We start from the raw sequence: 19,429 nt of genomic DNA, 5'->3' as shown, positions 1-19,429 counted from the left end.
CAAGCCCGACCCGTTCGAACGCCGTCGAGGTGATCGCGTGTCGATACAGTGTGAGGCGGCGCCTCCGACCACTGTGGATTTGAGGCGAACTGACGGCTGGCGGGGGCTCATGGGCGAACGGCGACATCTCGGACTGCACCTCGACCACCGCGTCCACGAATTCAGCCTCCTCCTCCAGGACCCACCGTTCGACGACATCGAACCCGAGACGCGAGCGTGGCTGCGGGCCCGGTACGCCGAGATCGTTCCCGTCGTCCTCCCGGCCGCATTGCGCGCCGTGGAGCGCGGCGGACCCATCTCGCCCAGGTGTCTCACCGAGCTGAGAGGTGTGGCGATCCGTTCGGCGAACGAGCCGGGGGCGACCTTCTCCACGGCCCTACGGGGGTCGTATCCGGCCCTGGCGGTGTTCTCAGCCGTCATGTTCGAACTCCAGCCCGCCCGACCCTCGCAGGTCGTGCTCGCCATGACGCGCGCGACCTGGGTGGCTCACGAGCTCGGATCCTGCTGGGTCGAGAGTTGGAACCAGGAGCGGGCGCGGCTCGATCGGGCTCAGGGATCGCTGGTGCCGGTCGGAGCGGTCGTCGCCGAGGGCGTGGACGAAGCGCCGGTCGAACTGATCGCCACCGGTCCGGAGCTCGACGAGACCGAGCAGCACATGCTGACGCTCACCGCGTACGGGCTCTCGAACGATGACATCGCCAAACAGACGAACTACAGCCGACAGGCGGTCAGCTGGCACCTCGGCAAGCTCATGAAGGCCTGGAACGTGCAGAACCGGACCGCGCTCGTGGCGGTGGCGTTCGTCCGCGGTGTGCTCGCCGCCAGATTCCGCCGCCGTCCGTCGACTCCGGCACAGCTCGAAGCAGGGCACCGTCATCCCGAAGTCGCCCTGGCGCAGCCCAGCGAGCGCGAGGACGACGACCAGCTCGCGTGACGACCACGGTGGCCCGCGCCTCTATCACGCATTCGTCGACCCCTGCGGCTCTTTAGGCGATCGTCTCAGCATCCGCCGCTTCCGTTGTCGAGCCCGAGTCGGTCGCGTCATGCTGACGACACGTCGGATCGACCGGCGGGGAACAGCGACAGGAACGTACGGCGGAAGGACGGAACCATGAACACCGAGACCACGACCACACACGTGAAAGTCACTCGATTCAGCGGAGGTCGGAAGCGGAACCTCCTGGCTGCCGGGTCACTGCTCGCGCTCACCGGGGCGCTGATCGCCGGAGGTCCCGCATCCGCCGACGAGGACCCCTACAACGACGACATGCTGATGAAGACCTGCAACGGGGAGCCGGCGTCGACGGGTGCCATGGAGGGCTCGTGCACCTTCGAGGTGCAGGGCGAGACCCCGCTCCCGCTCGAATGGGTGCGCTACGGCGAGCCGCTGTCCAACTGCAACGTCGGCGCGGTCAGCGACCTCAAGCTCACGCTGGGTGATGTGAAGTCCTTCGCCCAGTCGTGGACCACCGGCGGGGGCGTCTCCCTCAACATCAAGGACGTCGTGAGCATCGAGGCCAGCGGCGGTTACACGGAGACCAGGACCACGACCAACGAACGCCGGGCCGAGGTGACGGCGGTTCCGGGCTACAAGAACGCGGTGACGGCGGGAACCGAGTACGTCGAGCAGACTGGCCGGATCCGCGTCGACATCACCGTGTACGAATTCCAGGGTGGAGACGGCTACTCGCAGAGCACCGAAACCCATTACATCGACGACGTCAAGCGCAAGGCGCCGACCGGTCACTTCGAAACCGGGCAGGACAACGTCCCCTGCAGCGAGGACTTCCAGGTCCCGGTGGGGTGACACCGTCCACGCGACGCGCTGACGACGGGTCGCCGAGGTGGGCGCGCTTCGCGGCGCCCGATGTCGGCGGCCCGTCGTAGGTTCGGGACCGTGCCGGAACGTGTGGAAGCGTGGTGGGCCCGCCGTCAATGGTCGAAGGGCCTCGACACGCCGTACCCGGTGGGCGCCTACCGGCAGGCCTGGGCGTCGTTCCCCGCGCTGTGGCGTCAGTACCACGCGGATCTCAATGCCGGAATCGTCCTGAGCCAGGTGCCGCCGGCTGCCGACGTCCTCCTGCAGTGGCAGTGCGACCGCGGACACCGCTTCGTCGCGACACCGGCGGAGCAGCGCTCGCGGCCCGGACGCGAGCGTCGTCGGAGCGCGTGGTGCCCGGAGTGCTCCGACGAGGCCGATCCGTCGAGGATCGTCGCACTGCCGATGCGGGAGTCGGTGACCGATCCCGTGCCCGCGGCCGCCGGGATCATCCGGGAGCGTCGTGCGCGCCCGAAGCCGTCGCTGTGCGAGAAGACCCCGGACCTGCCGGCGGGCGAGGCCTTCGCATCGGTGTGCGCCCCGAAGCCGGCGTCCGCTGTCGAGGCCCAGCTGCGCGCGGACGTCCACGAGCGGCTGGCGCTGACGGAGGGACTGAACGCGGTGCGCGTGCAACGTCCGTTCTTCCAACACCTCGAGGTGTGGCCCGACCTCGTCTACCCGGAACTGCGCATCGCCATCGAGTACGACAGCATCGGCCGGCACGGTCTCGAGCACGTCGGCCGCCGTGAAGCCGTCGACCGACGGAAGGACCGCGCGCTGCGCTCGGCCGGCTGGGAGGTCATCCGTCTCCGGACCGGGAAGCTCGAACCGCTCGGTCCTCACGATCTCCAGCTCTCCTCCTGGAACCGCCGAGCACTCGACCGGCTGGTCGACACGCTCAGGGCCGTCCGAGGTCCGTTGCTGGTCGACGCGTATCTGCGGTGATCCGCAGGTGCGACGACCGGCCGATGATGCGTTACTCTCGTCGCAGAGGGAAAAATCCCGTCGTGCTCCGGCCGACGGAAACGCGCACGCGGCTCGTGGGAGTCGTCACTTCTTCATCGAAGGAGTGCGCCCATGCCCGAACCCTCATCCTCCCCGCTCGTCACAGCTTCGCCGCCACGTCTCCGCGACGCCTGGGTCGCGCTGGCCGGTCTCTCGGCCGTGTTCCTGTTCGAGATGCTCGACAACTCCGTCCTGAACGTCGCGCTCCCGACCATCGGCCGTGATCTCACGGCGTCCACCGCGTCGTTGCAATGGGTCTCGGGCGCGTACTCGGTCGCGTTCGGTGGTCTGATGCTGCTGTTCGGCGCGGTCGCCGACCGGTTTGGCCGGCGCCGGGTCATGCTCGTCGGATTGACGCTGCTCGCGGTCGTCAGCGTCCTGACCGTGTTCGTGGCCTCGGTGGAGCAGCTGATCGCCGTGCGCGCGCTCATGGGTGTCGCTGCGGCGATGACGACCCCGGGATCGATGGCGCTGGCGTTCCGCCTGTTCGACCGGGACGACCTGCGCGTCCGCGCGCTGACGGTCATCTCGACCGCCGGACTGGTGGGCCTCGCCGCCGGGCCGACGATCGGTGGCTTCGTGCTCGCCGTGGCGCCGTGGCAAGTGCTCATCGTCGCCAACGCCCCGATCGCAGTGATCGCCTGGATCGGGATCCGCGCCGGGATCGGTGCCGACGAGCGGTCGCACCTGCACCGTGACCGGATCGACGTGCTCGGCGCTGTGCTCGGGACTGCGACCGTCGTCGGTGTCCTCGTCACCCCGACCCTGTTCGTCACCGGCACCGACGTCGCTGCGGGCTGGGGAACGGCAGCGGCAACGGTGACCGCCGCGATCGGCTTCGTGGTCAGGGAGCGCATTGCCCGCCAGCCGTTGCTGGATCTTCGTCTCGTGGCTCAGCCGCTCGTGGCCTCCGGCCTGGCGTACAAGGCCGCCGCCGGGCTGGCGATGGCCGGCTTGTCGTACTTGGCGACCCTGCAGCTGCAGTTCGCCTGGGGGTGGCCGCCGGCCTTGGCCGCTGTCGCGATGCTCCCGCAGGTCGTGGTGCTCTTGGCGAGCGGTCGCTTCGTCGGTCCGTTCGTGCACCGCGTCGGTCTCGAGCGGGCGGCCTGGATGAGCGCCGCCGCGGTCGTCTCCGGGCTCGCCGTGTTCGCGCTGCTGAGCCGGTTCGGCTACCCGTGGGTGCTCCTCGCACTCGTCCTCGTCGCCGCCGGGATGCGGGTGGTCGGAGTCGTCGCCGGCAACAACGTCCTCCGCGGGCTCCCGGCTGACCGCACATCCATCGGTGCGGCCCTGGTCGACACCGCGAGCGAGATCGCCACCGCGGTCGGGATCGCCGCGACCGGGACGATCCTCGCCGCGCTCGTCGGCGGCGGCATCGCGACCGAGCACTTCACCCCGGCCCTTGTCGCGTCGTTCCAGCAAGCGGTCCTCATTGCGGGATCGACCATCACCGCCCTCGCTGCAACCCTCGTGGCTGTTGGTGTCCTCCGTTCACTTCGCCTCCCATCTCAGCCCGCAACCCAGGAGCCTTCCCATGTCTGACCGCACGCCCCGTCCCCCGTTCGACCCCGAACTCACCCCCTTCCTCGCCGCGCTCGAGGCGCGCGGGCCGTTCACCCTGACGACCGAGATGCTGCCGAGGATGCGCAGCCTCGACACGACCGAGGAGGCCCTCGACGAACGGCTGCGCTCGCGGGGGTTCGAGCGGCGCTCCCTCACGGTGCCCGGCCATCTCGGGGATCCGATCACGCTCGCTGTCATCCAGCGGATCGGGCGCTCGGGCGCGACGACGGCGGTCTACACGATCCACGGCGGCGGGATGATGTTCGGTCACCACCTCGGCAACCTCGAGTCCTACGACGACTGGCTCCTGGACGACCATGACGTCGTGCTCGTCAGCGTCGACTACCGCCTCGCCCCCGAGTACCCCGACCCGTACCCAGTGGAGGACTGCTATGCCGGACTCGTCTGGGTCGCGGAGCACGCGGATGAACTCGGTATCGACCCGGACCGCATCGTGATCGCCGGGCAGAGCGCGGGCGGCGGGCTCGCGGCAGGCACCGCGTTGCTGGCCCGAGACCGCAAGGGGCCGGCCCTGTTCGGGCAGATCCTCGTCTCGCCGATGCTCGACGACCGCGATGCCACCGTGTCGACGATGCAGATCGACGGGGTCGGGGTCGCGGATCGGCAGCTGACCCGGTTCGGCTGGGACGCGTACCTCGGACCCCGCCGTGCCGGTGAAGACGTCTCGATGTACGCCGCGCCGGCGCGGGCGACCGACCTCAGCGGCCTCCCGCGCACCTACCTCGACTGCGGCAGCGCCGAGGTCTTCCGCGACGAGACGGTCGCCTATGCCAGTGCGATGTGGGCTGCGGGTGGCGACGCGGAGCTGCACGTCTGGCCGGGGGCGTTCCACGGCTTCACGAGCATGATGCCGACCGCCGGCATCTCTCGGACGGCGATCGCGGCTCTGAGCGATTGGACGACGCGGCTGCTCCGGACGCCGGGGGTCGCGGCCGGAGACCGGGGAGGTTCGTCTGCCGATCGGGCATGAGGCCGCAGGCGCCGAGGAGGCTGACCGTCAGGGTGACGACGGCACACGAGTCGATCCTGCCGGTGCGGGTCCCTGACGCTTTTGTGGTCCTGCTGCTCGGCTACGGTTCGCTCGGGCGTGGCGGTGACGCCGTCGAGGCCCGGTGCTGTCTCGGCGGGCGTCCGGACAGCCAGACGTAGGCGGTCGCGGTCAGGAGCACCCCGCCGGCGATCAGCGACCACCACGGGAAGGAAGGACCCTCCGGGTGCTCACCGGCGGCATCGAGATCCGATTGCGGGGTGGGGATGACCCGTTCGCCCGTGACGAGGATACGGTGGCTGTTGACGCCGAGGGGTGTGCAGGTCACGAGGGTGACGAGATCCTTGCCGTCGACCGGGAACAGGGACTGCGTGTCGGTGGGTTCGACGACCCTCGTGTCGGTGACCCGATAGGTGAGGACCTCGCCGAAGACCTCGATGGTGAAGGTGTCGCCGACCCGCACCCGGTCGAGATGGGTGAACAGCTCCGAGGTGGCCAGGCCCCGGTGTGCCGTGAGCACCGAATGCGTCGACGGTCCGCCGACCGGCACGGCCGTGCCTTTCAGGTGTCCGACGCCGTGTTCAAGCACCTCGTTGCTCGTCCCGTGCGAGATGGGCAGGTCGACCTTGATCGACGGGATTCGGAGTCGCCCCATGAGACCGGCCCCGTCGGCACGGAGGATCTGGTCGTAGTCGCCGTCCTGCTGGGGCTGCTCGGCCAGGGGGAGACGCTCGTTCGCCAGGAGGTTCGCACCGCCGCCGGTGATCTGCGCGTTGTAGTCACGGGCTTCGTCGAGACGTTGCTGCAGCGTGGCGGCACCGAGGTCCGCGACCTCGTCGGTCAGGCCGTCGATGCGCTGGGACTGCTCGTACTGGCTGAACCAGGAGACGGTCATCGGGAAGAGCAGGATCCCGGCGCCGATGATCGCGACGAGCGCGATCGCCAACGAGCTCCGCGGCATCCGCCACCGCTCCGAACGACGGCGAGCACGCCGAGTGAGCGTGGGGCGCGCGGTGTCGCTCTGGGACGACGAAGGCGGGGGTCCCGCAGGACGCCCCGCCTTCTGTGTCATGATCCCAGGTTACGCGGAGACGGAAACCGCGCCCGCGCGACGGCGTGCCGCGGCGATCGCGGCACCGATGGCGATCGCCACGAGGGCGCCACCACCGAGGCCGAACCACAGGCCACCGTCACCACCGGTGAGCGGCAGCAGGAAGTTCGACGCGGACACCTGCGTGTGGTTGAACTCCACGTAGTTCTGCACCGGCGGGACGGTCGACGTCGGACCGGCGACCACCACGGCCTGGACCGGGTTGCTCTGCGGCAGGTTGAAGCCGGTCGGCGGGGTGATCTCACGCACGTAGTAGTTGCCGGGCGTGATGATCGGGATGGCGACGATGCCGTTGGCGCCGGTCGTCCAGCTCGTGTTGCCGTTGATGGTGATCGGGTTCTGCTGGTTGTTCGCGTCGTTCTGGTTCAGGTACACCTGGTAGACGGCACCGGCCAGTGGGGTGCGTGGACCACCGTTGTTGCTCTCGTAGGCGAACACCGTCAGCTGGCCGATCGGGGTCGTCCCGGTCACCGTCTCGAGGGCACCGTTGATGTTGGCCGTTGCGCTGTTGGTGATGAGCCCGTTCGACGGGATCGACACGGCACGCGTGAGGACGTTGAACGACACCAGTCCACCCTGCATCGTGGTGAGACGGGCGAGACCGGCCGAGGTGAAGGACAGCACCGAGGTCGCGTCCGCCGTCGAGGTCGCGGCGGTGTTGGTGATCGTGTAGTCGGCACCGAGCGCGAAGTTCTGCGCGATCCCTCCGGCGTTCGTCACGGTCACGGTCGACGGCGAGACCCCTGCGGGCGGCGAGGCGGGGAACACCAGGGCGCCGGGCACCGTGTCGGTGAGCGAGAAGCTGGTGATGGTGTCACCCGCGGCCAGGGTCGGCACGCTCGACGCGATCGCCCACCGGATGAGGTCGGGGTTGCGCGCTTCCGCGGAGTTCGCCGGTGCCGGGACGCGCGTCTTCGTCGTCTCGGTGACCGCGTTCTTCGGGTACACGTGGACGTCGTAGATCCACTGGTTCGCCGGTGCACCGACCGGGCCGGTCGGCAACGGGAGCGACACGAGGAACGGCGCCGTCGGGTTGGTCGCGGCGGCCGGCAGGACGGTCTCCTGCACGTAGAACAGACCCAGCGGCATGTCAGCGGGGAAGGTCGCCGTGCCGTCGGCGGTGGACGGTGCCGACGTGAACGGAGCACCGGTCAGACGGGTCGAGGCCGCCTGCGGGCTGAGGCTGTTCGCGACGGTCCACCCTTCAGGCGTCGTGAGGTCGACACCGGCGACCTGGGTGGCCGTGAAGACGGCTCCGGGGAGCGGGGTGCCGAGGCCGGCGGTCGACGGCAGCTGCTGACCGGTGCCCGCGTTCTGCCCGTTGTTCGGGCCGAGTGCGAACTTGTGCACCGTGAAGCTGCGGGGCTGATTGGGGTCGATGTTGCCCGGCAGTGTCACCGCCTGCGCGGGGGCGACGTTCACGAGCGCAACGGCGGCGGCCAGCACGACGGTGCCGATCGCGGCGCCGAGACGCCTGGTGATGGATGTGGACATGGTTTCTCCTGTCGAAGGTGAAGTGCTGAACAGCGGGATGGGTTTCATGGGGTGGGTTCGGGGATGCGCGGGCGGGCGGTCAAGGTGTCACGTCGCCCTCCTTCGCGCCTCACGACGTCCCTGCCAGAGGGCGAGGACGAAGGCCAAGGCCAGCAGGGTCGATCCGCCGATGAGGAAGGCGTCGGTGCTCGGGCCTCCGGTCCGGGGCAACGCCGTCGGTTGGACGGGGGCGTTGACGAACCGGTAGACGGCGGTCTGCCCGGCGGGCGGAGCCGTGATCGTCGGTGAGGTCACCGTCGTCCAGGTGCCGTCCGGCTGCCGCCGTTCGATTCGCAACTGCTGGTACGCGAGGCGGGTCCCGCTCTGGGCGAGCGACTCGCTCAGGGTGTACGAGTGCCCCGGTCGGACGTCGAAGGTGCTGGCGGGGTTGCCGGAGGCGACGAAGTCCGCGCCTCGGACCGTGGTCTCGCCGAGCCCCGTGAACGCGGCCGGTGTCGCCGTCACGTTCCAGGTGGAGGGCTGGAACCCCGCCGCTGGGTTCTGTACGTTCTTCAGCAGGGTCAGGCTCGCCGTGGCGTTCGTGACCGTACACGTGACGTTGGTCGCCCGCTGCAGGCTGACGTCGCCGGCGGCGGTCACCGGCACCGCGGTCCCGGTCTCCGTCACGCAGGACCAGCCGCCGACCTGCACATAGCTCGCAGGGCCGCCCGCCTCCGACAGGCGGTAGGGGCTGTCGGCCGACACGACGACCGCGTTCACGGATCCGCTGCCGGCCGCGCCACTCGGTCCGGCGAGGGAGGTGGACGCGCTTCGGGTGGCGCTCAGCTGCCACGACGAGGGAGCCGCGGTGCCGAAGGAGACGTTCTTGGCGAGGGTCAGGGTGGCAACGGGCCGGTTCGTGTAGACACAGTCCACGACGTTGCCCGGTCCGATGTCGACGTTGACGGCGCCGCGCACCTGGTTGCCGACGGTCGTGACCGTCGTTGTTCCGGCGGCGCCGTTCACCGTGCACGCGAGGCTCTGGTAGCGGAAGCCTGACTGCGACGTCTCGGCGACGGCGATCCGTCCCCGTTGCGCCGCCGCACCGAAGAGCACCTGCCAGGTGGCCGATCCGTCGGATCCGGTGGACTGCGCAGGGTTCCGGGACGGCAGGATGCTGACGGTGCTTCCGGTGTTGGCGGTCGCGGTGGTGGTCATCGTCCAGCCGGGAGTGGGCGTCCGGTTGGCACCGTTCCAGTCCTCGACGATCTTCGTCACCCGTACCGTCGCGAACGGCGCCGGTGAATTGGAGAAGGTGCACGCGACTCCCACGCTCAACCGGTTCGGGATCGTGATCTCCGCCGTGGTCGCGGTGCCGGTGGAGATGCGGACGCCGTCTGCCCAGCACTCGTACACGCTCGTGTACGAGGTCAGCGGCGACGAGGACCCGCTCGCCATGGTCTCGGAGATGGTGACCGAGGTGTTGATCTGCGTCGGAGTCGGGCCGATGCGGGCGCTCTGGACACCCGTCGCCGTCCCGCTGGTGGTCACGGCCGCCGACTCGGCCAGCGGCGAACCCGCCGAGACGGCGAGCCGGAACTGGTCGGCCGCGTTGAGGCGCCCGACCACGTTCTTCTCGACGGACAGCGTGGACGGCGACGCGCAGCCGGCGAGGTCCGTGGAGGTGTTCGTCGTCGTGCCGATGGTGGCGCGGGGACTGTTGGGCACCCGCACCCAGGTCGCGGGATCGAACTGGTAGGCCGTCGTCCCGTTCCCGAGGAAGAGGGTTCCGGTGGGCGAGAAGGCGATGCCGTTCACGGCGGTGAGCGCCGCTCCGGTGTCGGTGCCGCTCAGTGCGCGTCGGGTCGTGGCGCTGGATGCGATGGTGCCGCCGGACGATGCCTGGAGTGATTCCCGCGTGACGCTGAACATGCCGACGTTGCTGGAGTCGGCCGCCGCCTGGACGATGTGGAGGTTCCCCTGCGCATCGAAGGAGATGTCGCCGTTCTCGCCGGCGGTGGTCCCGGTGAGCACCTGCCCGAGGTAGAGGAATCGGCTGCCGTTGTTCAGCGCGTTCGGGGTGTACTCCCAGAGCCGCATGGATCCGGCCGCCGACTTCCCGACGACGAACCGGCCGTTGAGCGGGTCGACCGCGCCACCGATGATGGTCCCGTCGAGGGCGGCACCGGTCCGGTCGAGGAACGAGCCCTGCGTCCCGGTGAACGCGGTGCGGGTCCCCTGGAGCGAGCCGTTGACGATCGTGTAGTTGACGACGCCACCGGCGTTCACGGCGTTGGTCCCGGTCCGGTCGATCGAGATGGCGCTCGTCCCGTTCGCGTTCACCCCGAGGGCGTTGATGTCGGTCGCACCGGTCACCGCTCCGACGAGCTGCGTGGGTGCGGCGGTGCTCGAAGCGTTCACCTGGGCGATGGACCCGTTGGTGCGCACCGCGTAGTAGTAGTTGCCGTCGCAGTACAGGGTCGCCGACTGCGGGGTGTTCGTGAACGTGCAGACGATCTCGGCGCCGGCTTCGTTCGGAATGGTGATGGGACCGGAGACCGACGTTCCGGTGGCCACCGTGGTCGTGCCGCGGATGCATTGATAGGTCGTCGAGTAGGTGTTGAGGGTCGCGGTCGACACGATGGACTCGGCGATCGTGTAGACGCTCCCCCTCGTGACGTTGATCGGACCGACCTGCTCGGTCTGGACACCGGTGTTGGCGCCGGTCGTCGTGGCGCTGGCGATCTCGGTCGCCCCGAGCGTCAGCGCGAGACGGAACTGGTCGCCCACGGTCGCGCGAGCGGTCACGGAGGTCCTGATCGTGATGCGCGCCGACGCTTCGACGACGAGGGAGGCGTTCTCGGGCGGGTTCAGCACCGTGCTGACGTTCGCCGGACCGTTCACGTAGGTGCCGGGGGTGTCCGACACGACGTTCACGGTGATCGTGCAGCTCGCCGCGCCTGCCGCGAGGTCGCCGCCGGACACCACGATCGATGACGCACCGGCACCGGCCTGCACGGAGAAGGCTGCGCCGGTGACGTTCACGCAGGTGCCGCCGACGGCCGGGGTCGGGGCGACGACCAGTCCGGCCGGCAGACTGTCGGTGAAGCCCCAGTCGTTCTTCGCGGCGAGCTCGGCGGTGTTCGTGACGGTGAAGGTCAGCGTCGTCGGGGTGCCTGTCGTGCCGGTGTCGGTGGCGAACGCCTTGTCGAGGCTCGGTGTGGCATCGACGATGCGCAGGTTGTCGAAGGCGAAGTCGTTGCCGGACGAGGCGGAGATCTGGTTGCTGACCCGGATGCGCGCTTGCGCCGCTTGCGCGGGGGTGAGGCGGACGGCCGTGTCGGTGAAGAACCGGCCGGCCCGGACCGCGGTCTCGGTGCCGAAACCGCTCGACAGGGTGGGAGAGGTGTACCGGCCGCCGGCGACGTTGCACGCCACGATCGGTGCCGCGGTGAGGGGCTGCACGGTCGCACCGAAGAGGATGGAGATGTCGAGACGGGAGTTGTTGTTCGCCCCGTTGGGCCTGGCCGAACAGGAATCCTCGGCGACATCGATGGAGGCCGCGTAGTACCGGTCGGCCGACGCCGTCAGGCCGACGGGCGCGGTGGACTCGATGACCGTCTGGTTCGCCGTCGTCGTCCCTCCCGTCATCGTCAGGGCGGTCACCGCGCGGTTGGCCTGCGACCCGGTGGTACCCGTCGTCGACCCGTTGGCCGGTGCCGTGTTGCTCGTGCTGCCGGCGACACCGAGTCGGAACTGGCCGAGGACGTCGGCGAGTCGTCGCACCTGGTTGCGAGGAACGACGTCTGTTGCGGCACCGCAGTAGCCGGTCGACGGGAAGGTCACCGCGTAGTTCAGGATCACGCCGTTGCAGTTCGTGTAGTTCAGCCAGAATGCGGCGGCGGTGAAACGGTTGGAGGCGTAGGGGCCGAGCTGGGCCGGGGTGGTGCTCGCCTCGAAGTCCTCGAGCCAGAGCTGCGCCGGAGCCTCTGGGACACCTGCGGCGAAGAGCGAGACGTCGGTCGGTGCCGCCGACCGGTTCTCCGCGTCCGGCGGTGACTCCTGCTCGGGCTCGTCGGCGGGCCCTTGCTCCTCGGCCGGTTCGGGCTCCTGCGCGCCGGGTGCCGGTTGCTCGGTCACCGGCGACGGGTCTGCATCGTCCGGCGTCGGCGTCGGCGGCGTCTCTGCGGGGGTTTCTGCGGGGACCGGGGCTTCGGCGGGTGGCTGGGTCTCCGACGGCGTCGGTTCCGCTGACGGCACATCGAGGGGTGTGGGCGTCGCCGCCGAGGCGCCCGGAGCGAAGAAGAGTCCGACCGTCATGGCCAACACGACCCCGTGCGTCACCAGCGGGAAGCCGCGGTGACGCTGCGCTGGTGAGCTGCGCGCGGCTGCGTGTGAGCGCGCGCGAAAGAGACGGTCGTGAGGCATGGCACATCCTGGGAAGGGCGACGTCTCCAGGACGTCGCTGGCGAGATAGCGGCTCCTGCGGTCCGGCCCAGGTGCGCTCGATCAGCGAAACGCATGCATCCGCCCGAGGCGGGATGTGCGTGGTTGAGAGAATCGGACAGGGAGACCTGCGGTCCCAGAGCGTGGAATGAGATTCTCTACTCGGCCCCCCGCCTTAGTTTGAGCGTACAAATACCTCACATGTCGGTCAAGAGCTCGCCTGTCCTCATTTTGGCCCACATATGGGGGTCAAAATGAGCTGTCTGCCGATTGGTCCGCGCGGTCGGTCGAGGGTGAGCGGGGAGGTCCCGGGTGGGTCATGAACCCGCGAATTGCGTCACGGTGTCCCACGCGAGCTTCACGATGAGGATGGACAGCGTCACCAGGAACACGATGCGCACGAAGCCGCTTCCGCGTTTCGTCGCCATCCGGGCGCCGATGAACCCGCCGGTGATGTTCATCACGGCCATGGCGAGACCGAGCGCGAGCAGGACCTCGCCGTGCACCCCGTACACGACGAGGGCGGCGAGGTTCGTGGTGAGGTTGGCGATCTTCGCGTTCACGCTGGCCTGCAGGAAGCCGTAGCCGAGCACGCCGACGATGAGGATGACGAAGAACGAACCCGTTCCCGGTCCGAGGATGCCGTCATAGAAGCCCACCAGCAGGCCGATCATCGCCGCCCGCCAGGCGACGGCGGTGGCGCGCTCATGGCGGGGTTCGTGGTGCAGGCCCATGGTCGGCTTGAACAGGGTGTACAGCGCCACGGCGATCACGGCGACGAGCACGACGGGCGTCAACACGTCGCGAGGGACGTACCGCGAGAGGGCGGCACCGACGGTCGACCCGGCGTAGGCCCCGGCGACGAGAGGCGCCAGTAGCGCGAGCCGCACCCTGATCTTGCGCAGGTACACCCAGCTCGCCGACAGGGTGCCGAAGAACGACGACAGCTTGTTCGTGCCCAGGATGAACGGGGTCGCGACGTCGTTCGGAACGGCGATGACGAGCGCGGGCAGCTGGATCAGCCCGCCGCCGCCGACGACCGCGTCGACCCAGCCGGCCACTCCGGCCGCAACGAGGAGGAGGATGAGCGCGGCCACCGAGACGGGGAGCCATTCGGCGATCAGCGGTCCATCGAGCACAGTCGCCCAGCCTAATCCTCAGGGTGACGATCCAGAGCACTGACGTCGAACGGGGTCTTCGAGGGTTCAGACGATCCCGATGCATTCACATCTGCTTATATGTACAGATGAACGAGGATCTCGAACCTGCGGCCGAGTTGTTCAAGGCGCTGTCCTCCTCCTCGCGGTTGCGGTTGCTGCGCATCCTGGCCGGCGGCACATCCACGGTCGGTCAACTCGCCGAACAGAGCCAGTTGTCGCAGCCGTTGGTCTCGCAGCACCTGCGGACGCTGCGCTCGGCCGGCCTCGTCTCGGTGCAGCGGATCGGTCGAGAGGCGCACTACGACGTCGCTGACGTGCACGTCTCGCACATCGTCGACGATGCCGTGCAGCACGCGCTCGAGGGATAGCGAGAACCACTATCGATTAGGTGCATGTATTGCAATTCGCTTATGAATGAGATGTACTGGTCAAGCGTCGCCGTCCATCGCGACACCTCATCTCCTCCTTCGAAAGGCAACCATGAGCACGACTGACATCCACGCCGAGCACTCCGTCACCGAGCACGAGCACGGAACGGATTGCGGCCACGAGGCCGTCCAGCACGACGACCACACCGACTACGTGCACGGCACGCACCACCACGCTCTGCACGACGGTCACTACGACGAGCACGAGAGTGTCGCCGAGCACACCGTCGCCGACCACGAGCACGGTGCGGCGTGCGGTCACGACGCCGTCGACCACGACGGTCACGTCGACTACCTCCACGACGGCCACCAGCACGCCGCGCACGGCGAGCACTACGACGAGCACTGAGTCTCGTCCGATCCTCGTGTGAGGACATCACGCGGGATTCGAGCGGTGGGCGTCCGGCCCTGAGGACAAGCGCGGTTCCCGGGTGCACCGCGTGCCGGCTCGGGCTAGCATCGTGCCGTGGAATACCGCGAGATCGCCGGGGTCGTCTCGGCAGACGGAGTGGCCGCGGCGGGCTGGATCGGGCAGGACCGCTACCGGGTCGGCGTCGACGAGTGGCAGTACGGTGGAGACGGGATGCTCAGCACCCTGCACGCCGACGTCGGCCCCACCCGGTGGATGCATGCCACGCGGACATCGGATCGCACCTGGCGCGTCGCCACTTCCTCCGGCTCGTTCGAGCTGCGGTGGCGGACCGACATCGCCCCGCACCTGTTCGAGCTCGTCGGGGCGGTCCTCTTCGGACGCGTCGAGGGGGTTCCTGGCGGGGCGCTCGTCGTGCCGCCACAGATGCCGGTGGCCGAGGCCGTGTTCGTGCTCTGGGTGGCGAACCACCTCGTGCGGGCCGCGCAGGCCGGAGCCATCGCCATGACTGCCGCCGTGAACGCCGTCAACGCCGTGAACACGGCGAACACGGTGGCCATGATCTCCCGGTTCTGAGTGAACGGATCGCGCCGTACGCGATGGTCGGAAGCCGTCGTAAGCGGTTGACGTCGACCACGCCTTCAGGAGCCCGTTTGGCGGCCCCTTCGCGCGGGGATTCGCCTAGTGATCGAGGTTCGTCGGCAGGTCGAGGTTGCGGAACGTGGAACTGTCATCGAAGGTCCCGTCGCCCGGACCCGGTCGTCCGGAGTGGTACAGGACGAAGCCGCAGATGAGGGCGAGCGGTCCGAGCGAGAGCCCCGCTGGTGCGAACCCCTCTGAGACCGGGATGCCGAAGCCGAACTGCGGGATCGAAGCGAGGATGAGCGCGATTCCCGCGCCGATGCACCATCGTCCGGCCGTGCGCTGACGGCGTTGCTTCCGGTTCATGCGTGACACGCTATCGCCACAGCCGCTGTCGGACCAGCGTCACGGTGGTGTCCCGAGTGCTGCGGCGTTCCTCGTGGCCGCTGGGTCGGAGGACCGGCGCCCGGTCAGGCTGGGGCGACCGGCTGCTGGAGCTCGGTGACCGACACCGTGTCAGCGTCAGGCATCCCGTGACCTCGGTCGGATGCGCGTGAGCGAGTGACGTGACCGTCGATGCACAGCCGGTCGAGGATGGCGACGAACCGTCGCGCCGCGCTCGTCGGATCTCTCTTGACGTCGTCGACCATCGTCGTCATCATTCGAAAGCGACCGACGGTAACGGACCGCCGGCACCCTCGAGAGAGACGGCCCCGATGTCCACCATGATCTTCGTCAATCTTCCCGTCAGCGACCTGGACCGGTCACGCGTGTTCTTCGAGGCACTCGGCTACTCGATCAATGAGGGGTTCAGCGACCAGAACGCGATCAGCGTGGTCATCAGCGACACGATCACGGCGATGTTGCTCACGCGGGAGTTCTTCGCGGAGTTCACGAGCAAGTCGATCATCGACGCCACCACCGCCTCTGAGGTGCAGCTCGCGCTCAGCGCCGAGAGCAAGGACGACGTCGACTCGATGTTCGAGAAGGCCATCGCGAGCGGCGCTACGCCTGCCGGCGAACAGGATCATGGCTTCATGTACTCGAAGAGCTTCGACGACCTCGACGGCCACCACTGGGACTTCGTCTGGATGGACCCGGAGGCGGCCGCCGGCGGTGCGCCGGAGATGACCGTCGAGGAGATGCGGGCGAACACGACGCGCAGCTGAGCGCGTCGGGGGAGGCGTCGCCGTCGGCCGCATCACCGAGCAGGGGTCTACGTCGAACTCCCGCACGGGAATTGGAGCGGATGACGGGAATCGAACCCGCGCTATCAGCTTGGGAAGCTGAAGTTCTACCATTGAACTACATCCGCGTGGCGCCGGAGCGTCCTGAGTAATCGTACATGACCCGGCGGTGCTCCGTATGGACTCGGGCCTCGCCCCCTCCCGGTCCCTGAGCTTGTCGAAGGGAGGAGGACCCTCGTATGCCCTTCGACAGGCTCAGGGACCGGAGGTGGCCAGGGACCGGAGATGGCCTGGGACCGGAGATGGCCAGGGACCGGAGATGGCCAGGGACCGGGACGGGATGGCCCGGCGGATCGGGATGGGTTCTGCTGGTCCCTGAGCCTGTCGAAGGGTGGGGTGTGGTCGTGTGCCCTTCGACAGGCTCAGGGACCGGGGTTCGGCTCAGGGACCGGGGATGGCCAAGGGACCGGGGTTCGGCCCGAGGCTCAGGGGCCGCGGCTAGGCTGGTTCACCGTTCCCCGAGCGGGACGGGATCGAGGGTGTGACGTGAAGCGCAGTGCAGGTGTCGTCGTGGCCGGCCTCGCCACCGTTGCGGTCGCGGGGTTCGGGGTCGCGAGCGCGATGGTCGCCCGCCGCATCATCGGGGCAGGACGGGTGCACTTCTGCGAGGTGCTGCCGACCTCCACTCCGGTGACCGTGCGGCTCGAACGGAACGCCGCCACCGCGCTGCCGGGACGATACGGGCTCGAGTTCGAGGACGGGTCGCGGGTGATCGTGGGCCCGGTGATCGGTCGCGAGACGACGGACGGGTCGGTGATGCGAGCAGTGATCACCGGTCGGGTTCCAGCCGGGGCGACCCGTGCGCGGTTCACCGGGGCGGCTGTGACACCCGCGGACTTCGGGGTGGACGAGGCGCGCGTGCCGAGGACGCCGTCAGGTGCGTGGCGATTCGAGGCGGTCGTCGGCGGCGACGCTCATGACGACACCTGGGTCGTGCACACCCACGGGCTCGGGGCCTCGCCGCTCGCGACGCTCCGCTCCGCGCAGGCCGTGCGTCGGGCAGGTCTGCCGTCGCTCGTCACCTGCCTCGGGTCCGCGTTCGCCGAGCGTCGCTCGGGGGCTGACGCCACGGACGTCGACCGCGTCATCGCGGCCATCGACGACGCCGTGGTGCTCGGTGCTCGACGGGTCGTCGTCTGCGGGTGGTCTTACGGTGCCGCCTTGAGCCTCGCAGCGGCACGCGAGCGACCCGATGTGGTGCAGGGCGCGATCCTCATCTCGCCGATGCTCGGCCTCAGCGAGACGGTGCTGCACGCGGCCGAGGTCGCCGGGGTGCCGCGGGTACTCGTGAACTCGGCGCTCGCCGTGCTCTCGACGCCGGTGCTGGCGCGATCCGCCGGGGTGCGCGGCGCGGTTCCGGTCCGCGCGCTGTCCGCCGGGCCGATCGACGGCCTGCCGACGCTCGCGATCCACTCGCCCGGCGACACGACGATCCCCGTGGAGCTCACGCGGGCCGTCGCCGCTGAGTCGGCCTCGTTCGAGCTCGTCGAGGTGGACGCTGCGCCCCACGGCTTGGAGTGGAACGTCGCGCCGGAGGCGTTCGAAGCGGCTGTGCGGGAGTGGCTCGACGCGCGCTGATCGGGTGAGGCTCGGTCCCTGAGCGAGGTGCTCCTCGGTCCCTGAGCTTGTCGAAGGGCGGGGTGTGTCCGTGGTGCCCTTCGACAGGCTCAGGGACCGGGATCATCGGTGGGTAGGACGGTTCGGTGGGGTGCGTGGTGCCCTTCGACGGGCTCAGGGACCGGGGTGGGGCTCAGGGACCGAGGCGACTGGGACCGGGCCCTTGGGCCGGCTCTCCCGCCTAGGCCTGGTCCTTCGCATAGCGGTAGCGGGCGCCGGTGTGCTCCTCGGGGAGACGGTCACCACGGCCGTGGAGCTTGTGGCGGAGGCTCCCCTCGACGTACTCCTCGGAGTAGGCACCACGACGACGCAGCTCGGGGATGACGAACTCGACGATGTCCTCGAAGGTGCCCGGCGTGATCGCGTAGGCGAGGTTGAAGCCGTCGACGTCGGTCTCCTCCACCCACTCCTGCAGGGTGTCGGCGATCTCCGACGCACTGCCGACGATCCGCGGACCGAGCCCACCGATCGCCCCCATGCGCGCGATGTCCTTCACCTTGAACTCGCCACCCTCCTCGTTGGCCGCCTGGTAGTTGGCGACCGCCGACTGGATAGCGTTGCTCTTGACGTTGCCGATCGGCTCCTCCGGGTCGTACTGCGACAGGTCGATACCCATCCAACCCGACATGAACACGAGCGCACCCTCCTGCGACGCGTACTGCAGGTAGTCCTCGTGCTTCGCCTGGGCCTTCTCGCTGGTCTCGTCGGTGATGATCGTCAGCAGCGTGTAGATCTTCGCCGAGTACCGGTCGCGACCGGCGGCCTCGAGAGCGTCGCGGATGCGGCCGACCGTCGCCTTCAAACCGGCCTTCGTCGACGCACCGACGAAGATCGCCTCCGCGTTGCCGGCGGCGAACCGGATGCCGCGCGGCGACGCACCGGCCTGGTAGATGACCGGTGTCCGCTGCGTGGACGGCTCGGACAGGTGGATGCCGGGCACCGTGTAGTGCTTGCCGAAGTGCCCGATCTCGTGGACCTTCGTCGGGTCGGTGAACACGCCCGTCTCGCGGTCGCGCACGACGGCGTCGTCCTCCCACGACCCCTCCCACAGCTTGTAGAGGACCTCGAGGTACTCGTCGGCGACGTCGTACCGCTCGTCGTGCTCGAGCTGGTCGTCGTGCCCCATGTTGCGCGCCGCACTCGGCAGGTAGCCGGTGACGACGTTCCAGCCGACCCGCCCCTTCGTCAGGTGGTCGAGCGTCGACATGCGTCGCGCGAACGGGTACGGGTGCTCGTACGCGGTGCCGGCCGTGACGCCGAAGCCGAGGTGCTTCGTCACCGCGGCCATCGCCGACACGAGCAGGATCGGGTCGTTCACCGGCACCTGCGCGCCGTTGCGGATCGCGGCCTCGTTGCTGTCGCCGTAGACGTCGTAGGTGCCGAGGACGTCGGCGATGAAGATGCCGTCGAAGTTGCCGCGCTCGAGCAGTTGCGCCAGGTCCGTCCAGTAGGAGAGGTCCTTGTAGGTGCTCGAGCGGTCGTCGGGATGACGCCACATCCCCGATGCCTGGTGGGCGACGCAGTTCATGTCGAAGGCGTTGAATCGGATCTGTCGGGTCATACGCACGATCCTGCATCACGAGTCCCGGACGTCGCCTG

The 19,429-nt window shown here is 69.0% G+C and carries 16 protein-coding genes and 1 tRNA gene; 10 read left to right on the top strand and 7 right to left on the bottom strand.

Features of this window, described 5'->3' with window-relative positions:
• Positions 1-109 precede the first annotated feature (109 nt).
• The 5 genes from QRN44_RS05995 (at position 110) to QRN44_RS05975 (ending at position 5,378) form a co-directional block, all read left to right on the top strand.
• On the top strand, positions 110-934 hold the full coding sequence (locus tag QRN44_RS05995; protein WP_175116919.1) for a helix-turn-helix transcriptional regulator: 825 nt from the start codon (positions 110-112) through the stop codon (positions 932-934).
• Between the two features lie 177 nt (positions 935-1,111).
• Positions 1,112-1,807, top strand: coding sequence for a hypothetical protein (locus QRN44_RS05990; protein ID WP_285038550.1), 696 nt, complete (start codon positions 1,112-1,114; stop codon positions 1,805-1,807).
• Positions 1,808-1,897: 90 nt separating this feature from the next.
• Positions 1,898-2,764 carry a putative endonuclease domain-containing protein gene (locus QRN44_RS05985; RefSeq protein WP_285038549.1) on the top strand — a complete coding sequence of 289 codons (867 nt, stop codon included), beginning with the start codon at positions 1,898-1,900 and terminating at the stop codon, positions 2,762-2,764.
• Positions 2,765-2,896: 132 nt separating this feature from the next.
• Positions 2,897-4,366 (top strand): MFS transporter, encoded by a 1,470-nt coding sequence (locus tag QRN44_RS05980; RefSeq protein WP_285038548.1) that lies wholly within the window; start codon positions 2,897-2,899, stop codon positions 4,364-4,366.
• Entirely contained in the window at positions 4,359-5,378 is a 1,020-nt protein-coding gene (locus tag QRN44_RS05975; RefSeq protein WP_285038547.1) for an alpha/beta hydrolase, read from the top strand. The genes QRN44_RS05980 and QRN44_RS05975 overlap by 8 nt, the downstream gene beginning before the upstream one ends.
• A gap of 100 nt (positions 5,379-5,478) precedes the next feature.
• Here QRN44_RS05975 and QRN44_RS05970 read toward each other — a convergent pair whose 3' ends face one another.
• From QRN44_RS05970 to QRN44_RS05955, 4 genes are all read right to left on the bottom strand, one after another.
• On the bottom strand, positions 5,479-6,357 hold the full coding sequence (locus tag QRN44_RS05970; protein ID WP_285038546.1) for a class C sortase: 879 nt from the start codon (positions 6,355-6,357) through the stop codon (positions 5,479-5,481).
• A 120-nt stretch (positions 6,358-6,477) separates the two neighbouring features.
• Positions 6,478-8,001: a SpaH/EbpB family LPXTG-anchored major pilin gene (locus QRN44_RS05965; protein WP_175116930.1), complete on the bottom strand. Its 1,524-nt coding sequence runs from the start codon at positions 7,999-8,001 to the stop codon at positions 6,478-6,480.
• Between the two features lie 87 nt (positions 8,002-8,088).
• Positions 8,089-12,408 (bottom strand): beta strand repeat-containing protein, encoded by a 4,320-nt coding sequence (locus QRN44_RS05960; RefSeq protein ID WP_285038545.1) that lies wholly within the window; start codon positions 12,406-12,408, stop codon positions 8,089-8,091.
• Positions 12,409-12,743: 335 nt separating this feature from the next.
• Complete coding sequence (locus QRN44_RS05955; protein ID WP_285038543.1) at positions 12,744-13,565, bottom strand: sulfite exporter TauE/SafE family protein; 822 nt, start codon at positions 13,563-13,565, stop codon at positions 12,744-12,746.
• 107 nt (positions 13,566-13,672) lie between these two features.
• On the opposite strand from QRN44_RS05955, the gene QRN44_RS05950 reads away from it, so the two are divergent.
• From QRN44_RS05950 to QRN44_RS05940, 3 genes are all read left to right on the top strand, one after another.
• Entirely contained in the window at positions 13,673-13,954 is a 282-nt protein-coding gene (locus tag QRN44_RS05950; RefSeq protein ID WP_064295041.1) for an ArsR/SmtB family transcription factor, read from the top strand.
• Positions 13,955-14,066: 112 nt separating this feature from the next.
• On the top strand, positions 14,067-14,363 hold the full coding sequence (locus QRN44_RS05945; RefSeq protein WP_064295040.1) for a hypothetical protein: 297 nt from the start codon (positions 14,067-14,069) through the stop codon (positions 14,361-14,363).
• 117 nt (positions 14,364-14,480) lie between these two features.
• Complete coding sequence (locus tag QRN44_RS05940; protein WP_285038542.1) at positions 14,481-14,960, top strand: hypothetical protein; 480 nt, start codon at positions 14,481-14,483, stop codon at positions 14,958-14,960.
• Between the two features lie 105 nt (positions 14,961-15,065).
• On the opposite strand, the gene QRN44_RS05935 is transcribed toward QRN44_RS05940, so the two are convergent.
• Entirely contained in the window at positions 15,066-15,332 is a 267-nt protein-coding gene (locus QRN44_RS05935) for a hypothetical protein (RefSeq protein WP_285038540.1), read from the bottom strand.
• 350 nt (positions 15,333-15,682) lie between these two features.
• Between QRN44_RS05935 and QRN44_RS05930 the strand changes: the two genes are divergently transcribed.
• Positions 15,683-16,135: a VOC family protein gene (locus QRN44_RS05930; RefSeq protein ID WP_285038539.1), complete on the top strand. Its 453-nt coding sequence runs from the start codon at positions 15,683-15,685 to the stop codon at positions 16,133-16,135.
• A 72-nt stretch (positions 16,136-16,207) separates the two neighbouring features.
• On the opposite strand, the gene QRN44_RS05925 is transcribed toward QRN44_RS05930, so the two are convergent.
• Positions 16,208-16,281 (bottom strand) — tRNA-Gly (locus QRN44_RS05925).
• Positions 16,282-16,699: 418 nt separating this feature from the next.
• Here QRN44_RS05925 and QRN44_RS05920 point away from each other — a divergent pair.
• Positions 16,700-17,791: an alpha/beta fold hydrolase gene (locus QRN44_RS05920; RefSeq protein WP_285038538.1), complete on the top strand. Its 1,092-nt coding sequence runs from the start codon at positions 16,700-16,702 to the stop codon at positions 17,789-17,791.
• A 220-nt stretch (positions 17,792-18,011) separates the two neighbouring features.
• Here QRN44_RS05920 and QRN44_RS05915 read toward each other — a convergent pair whose 3' ends face one another.
• Entirely contained in the window at positions 18,012-19,391 is a 1,380-nt protein-coding gene (locus QRN44_RS05915) for an LLM class flavin-dependent oxidoreductase (RefSeq protein ID WP_285038537.1), read from the bottom strand.
• Positions 19,392-19,429 lie beyond the last annotated feature (38 nt).

This window comes from Plantibacter sp. lyk4-40-MEA-4 (genome assembly GCF_030209415.1).
Classification (GTDB): Bacteria; Actinomycetota; Actinomycetes; order Actinomycetales; family Microbacteriaceae; genus Plantibacter; species Plantibacter flavus_A.
This window is presented reverse-complemented; position numbering and strand designations above follow the sequence as displayed.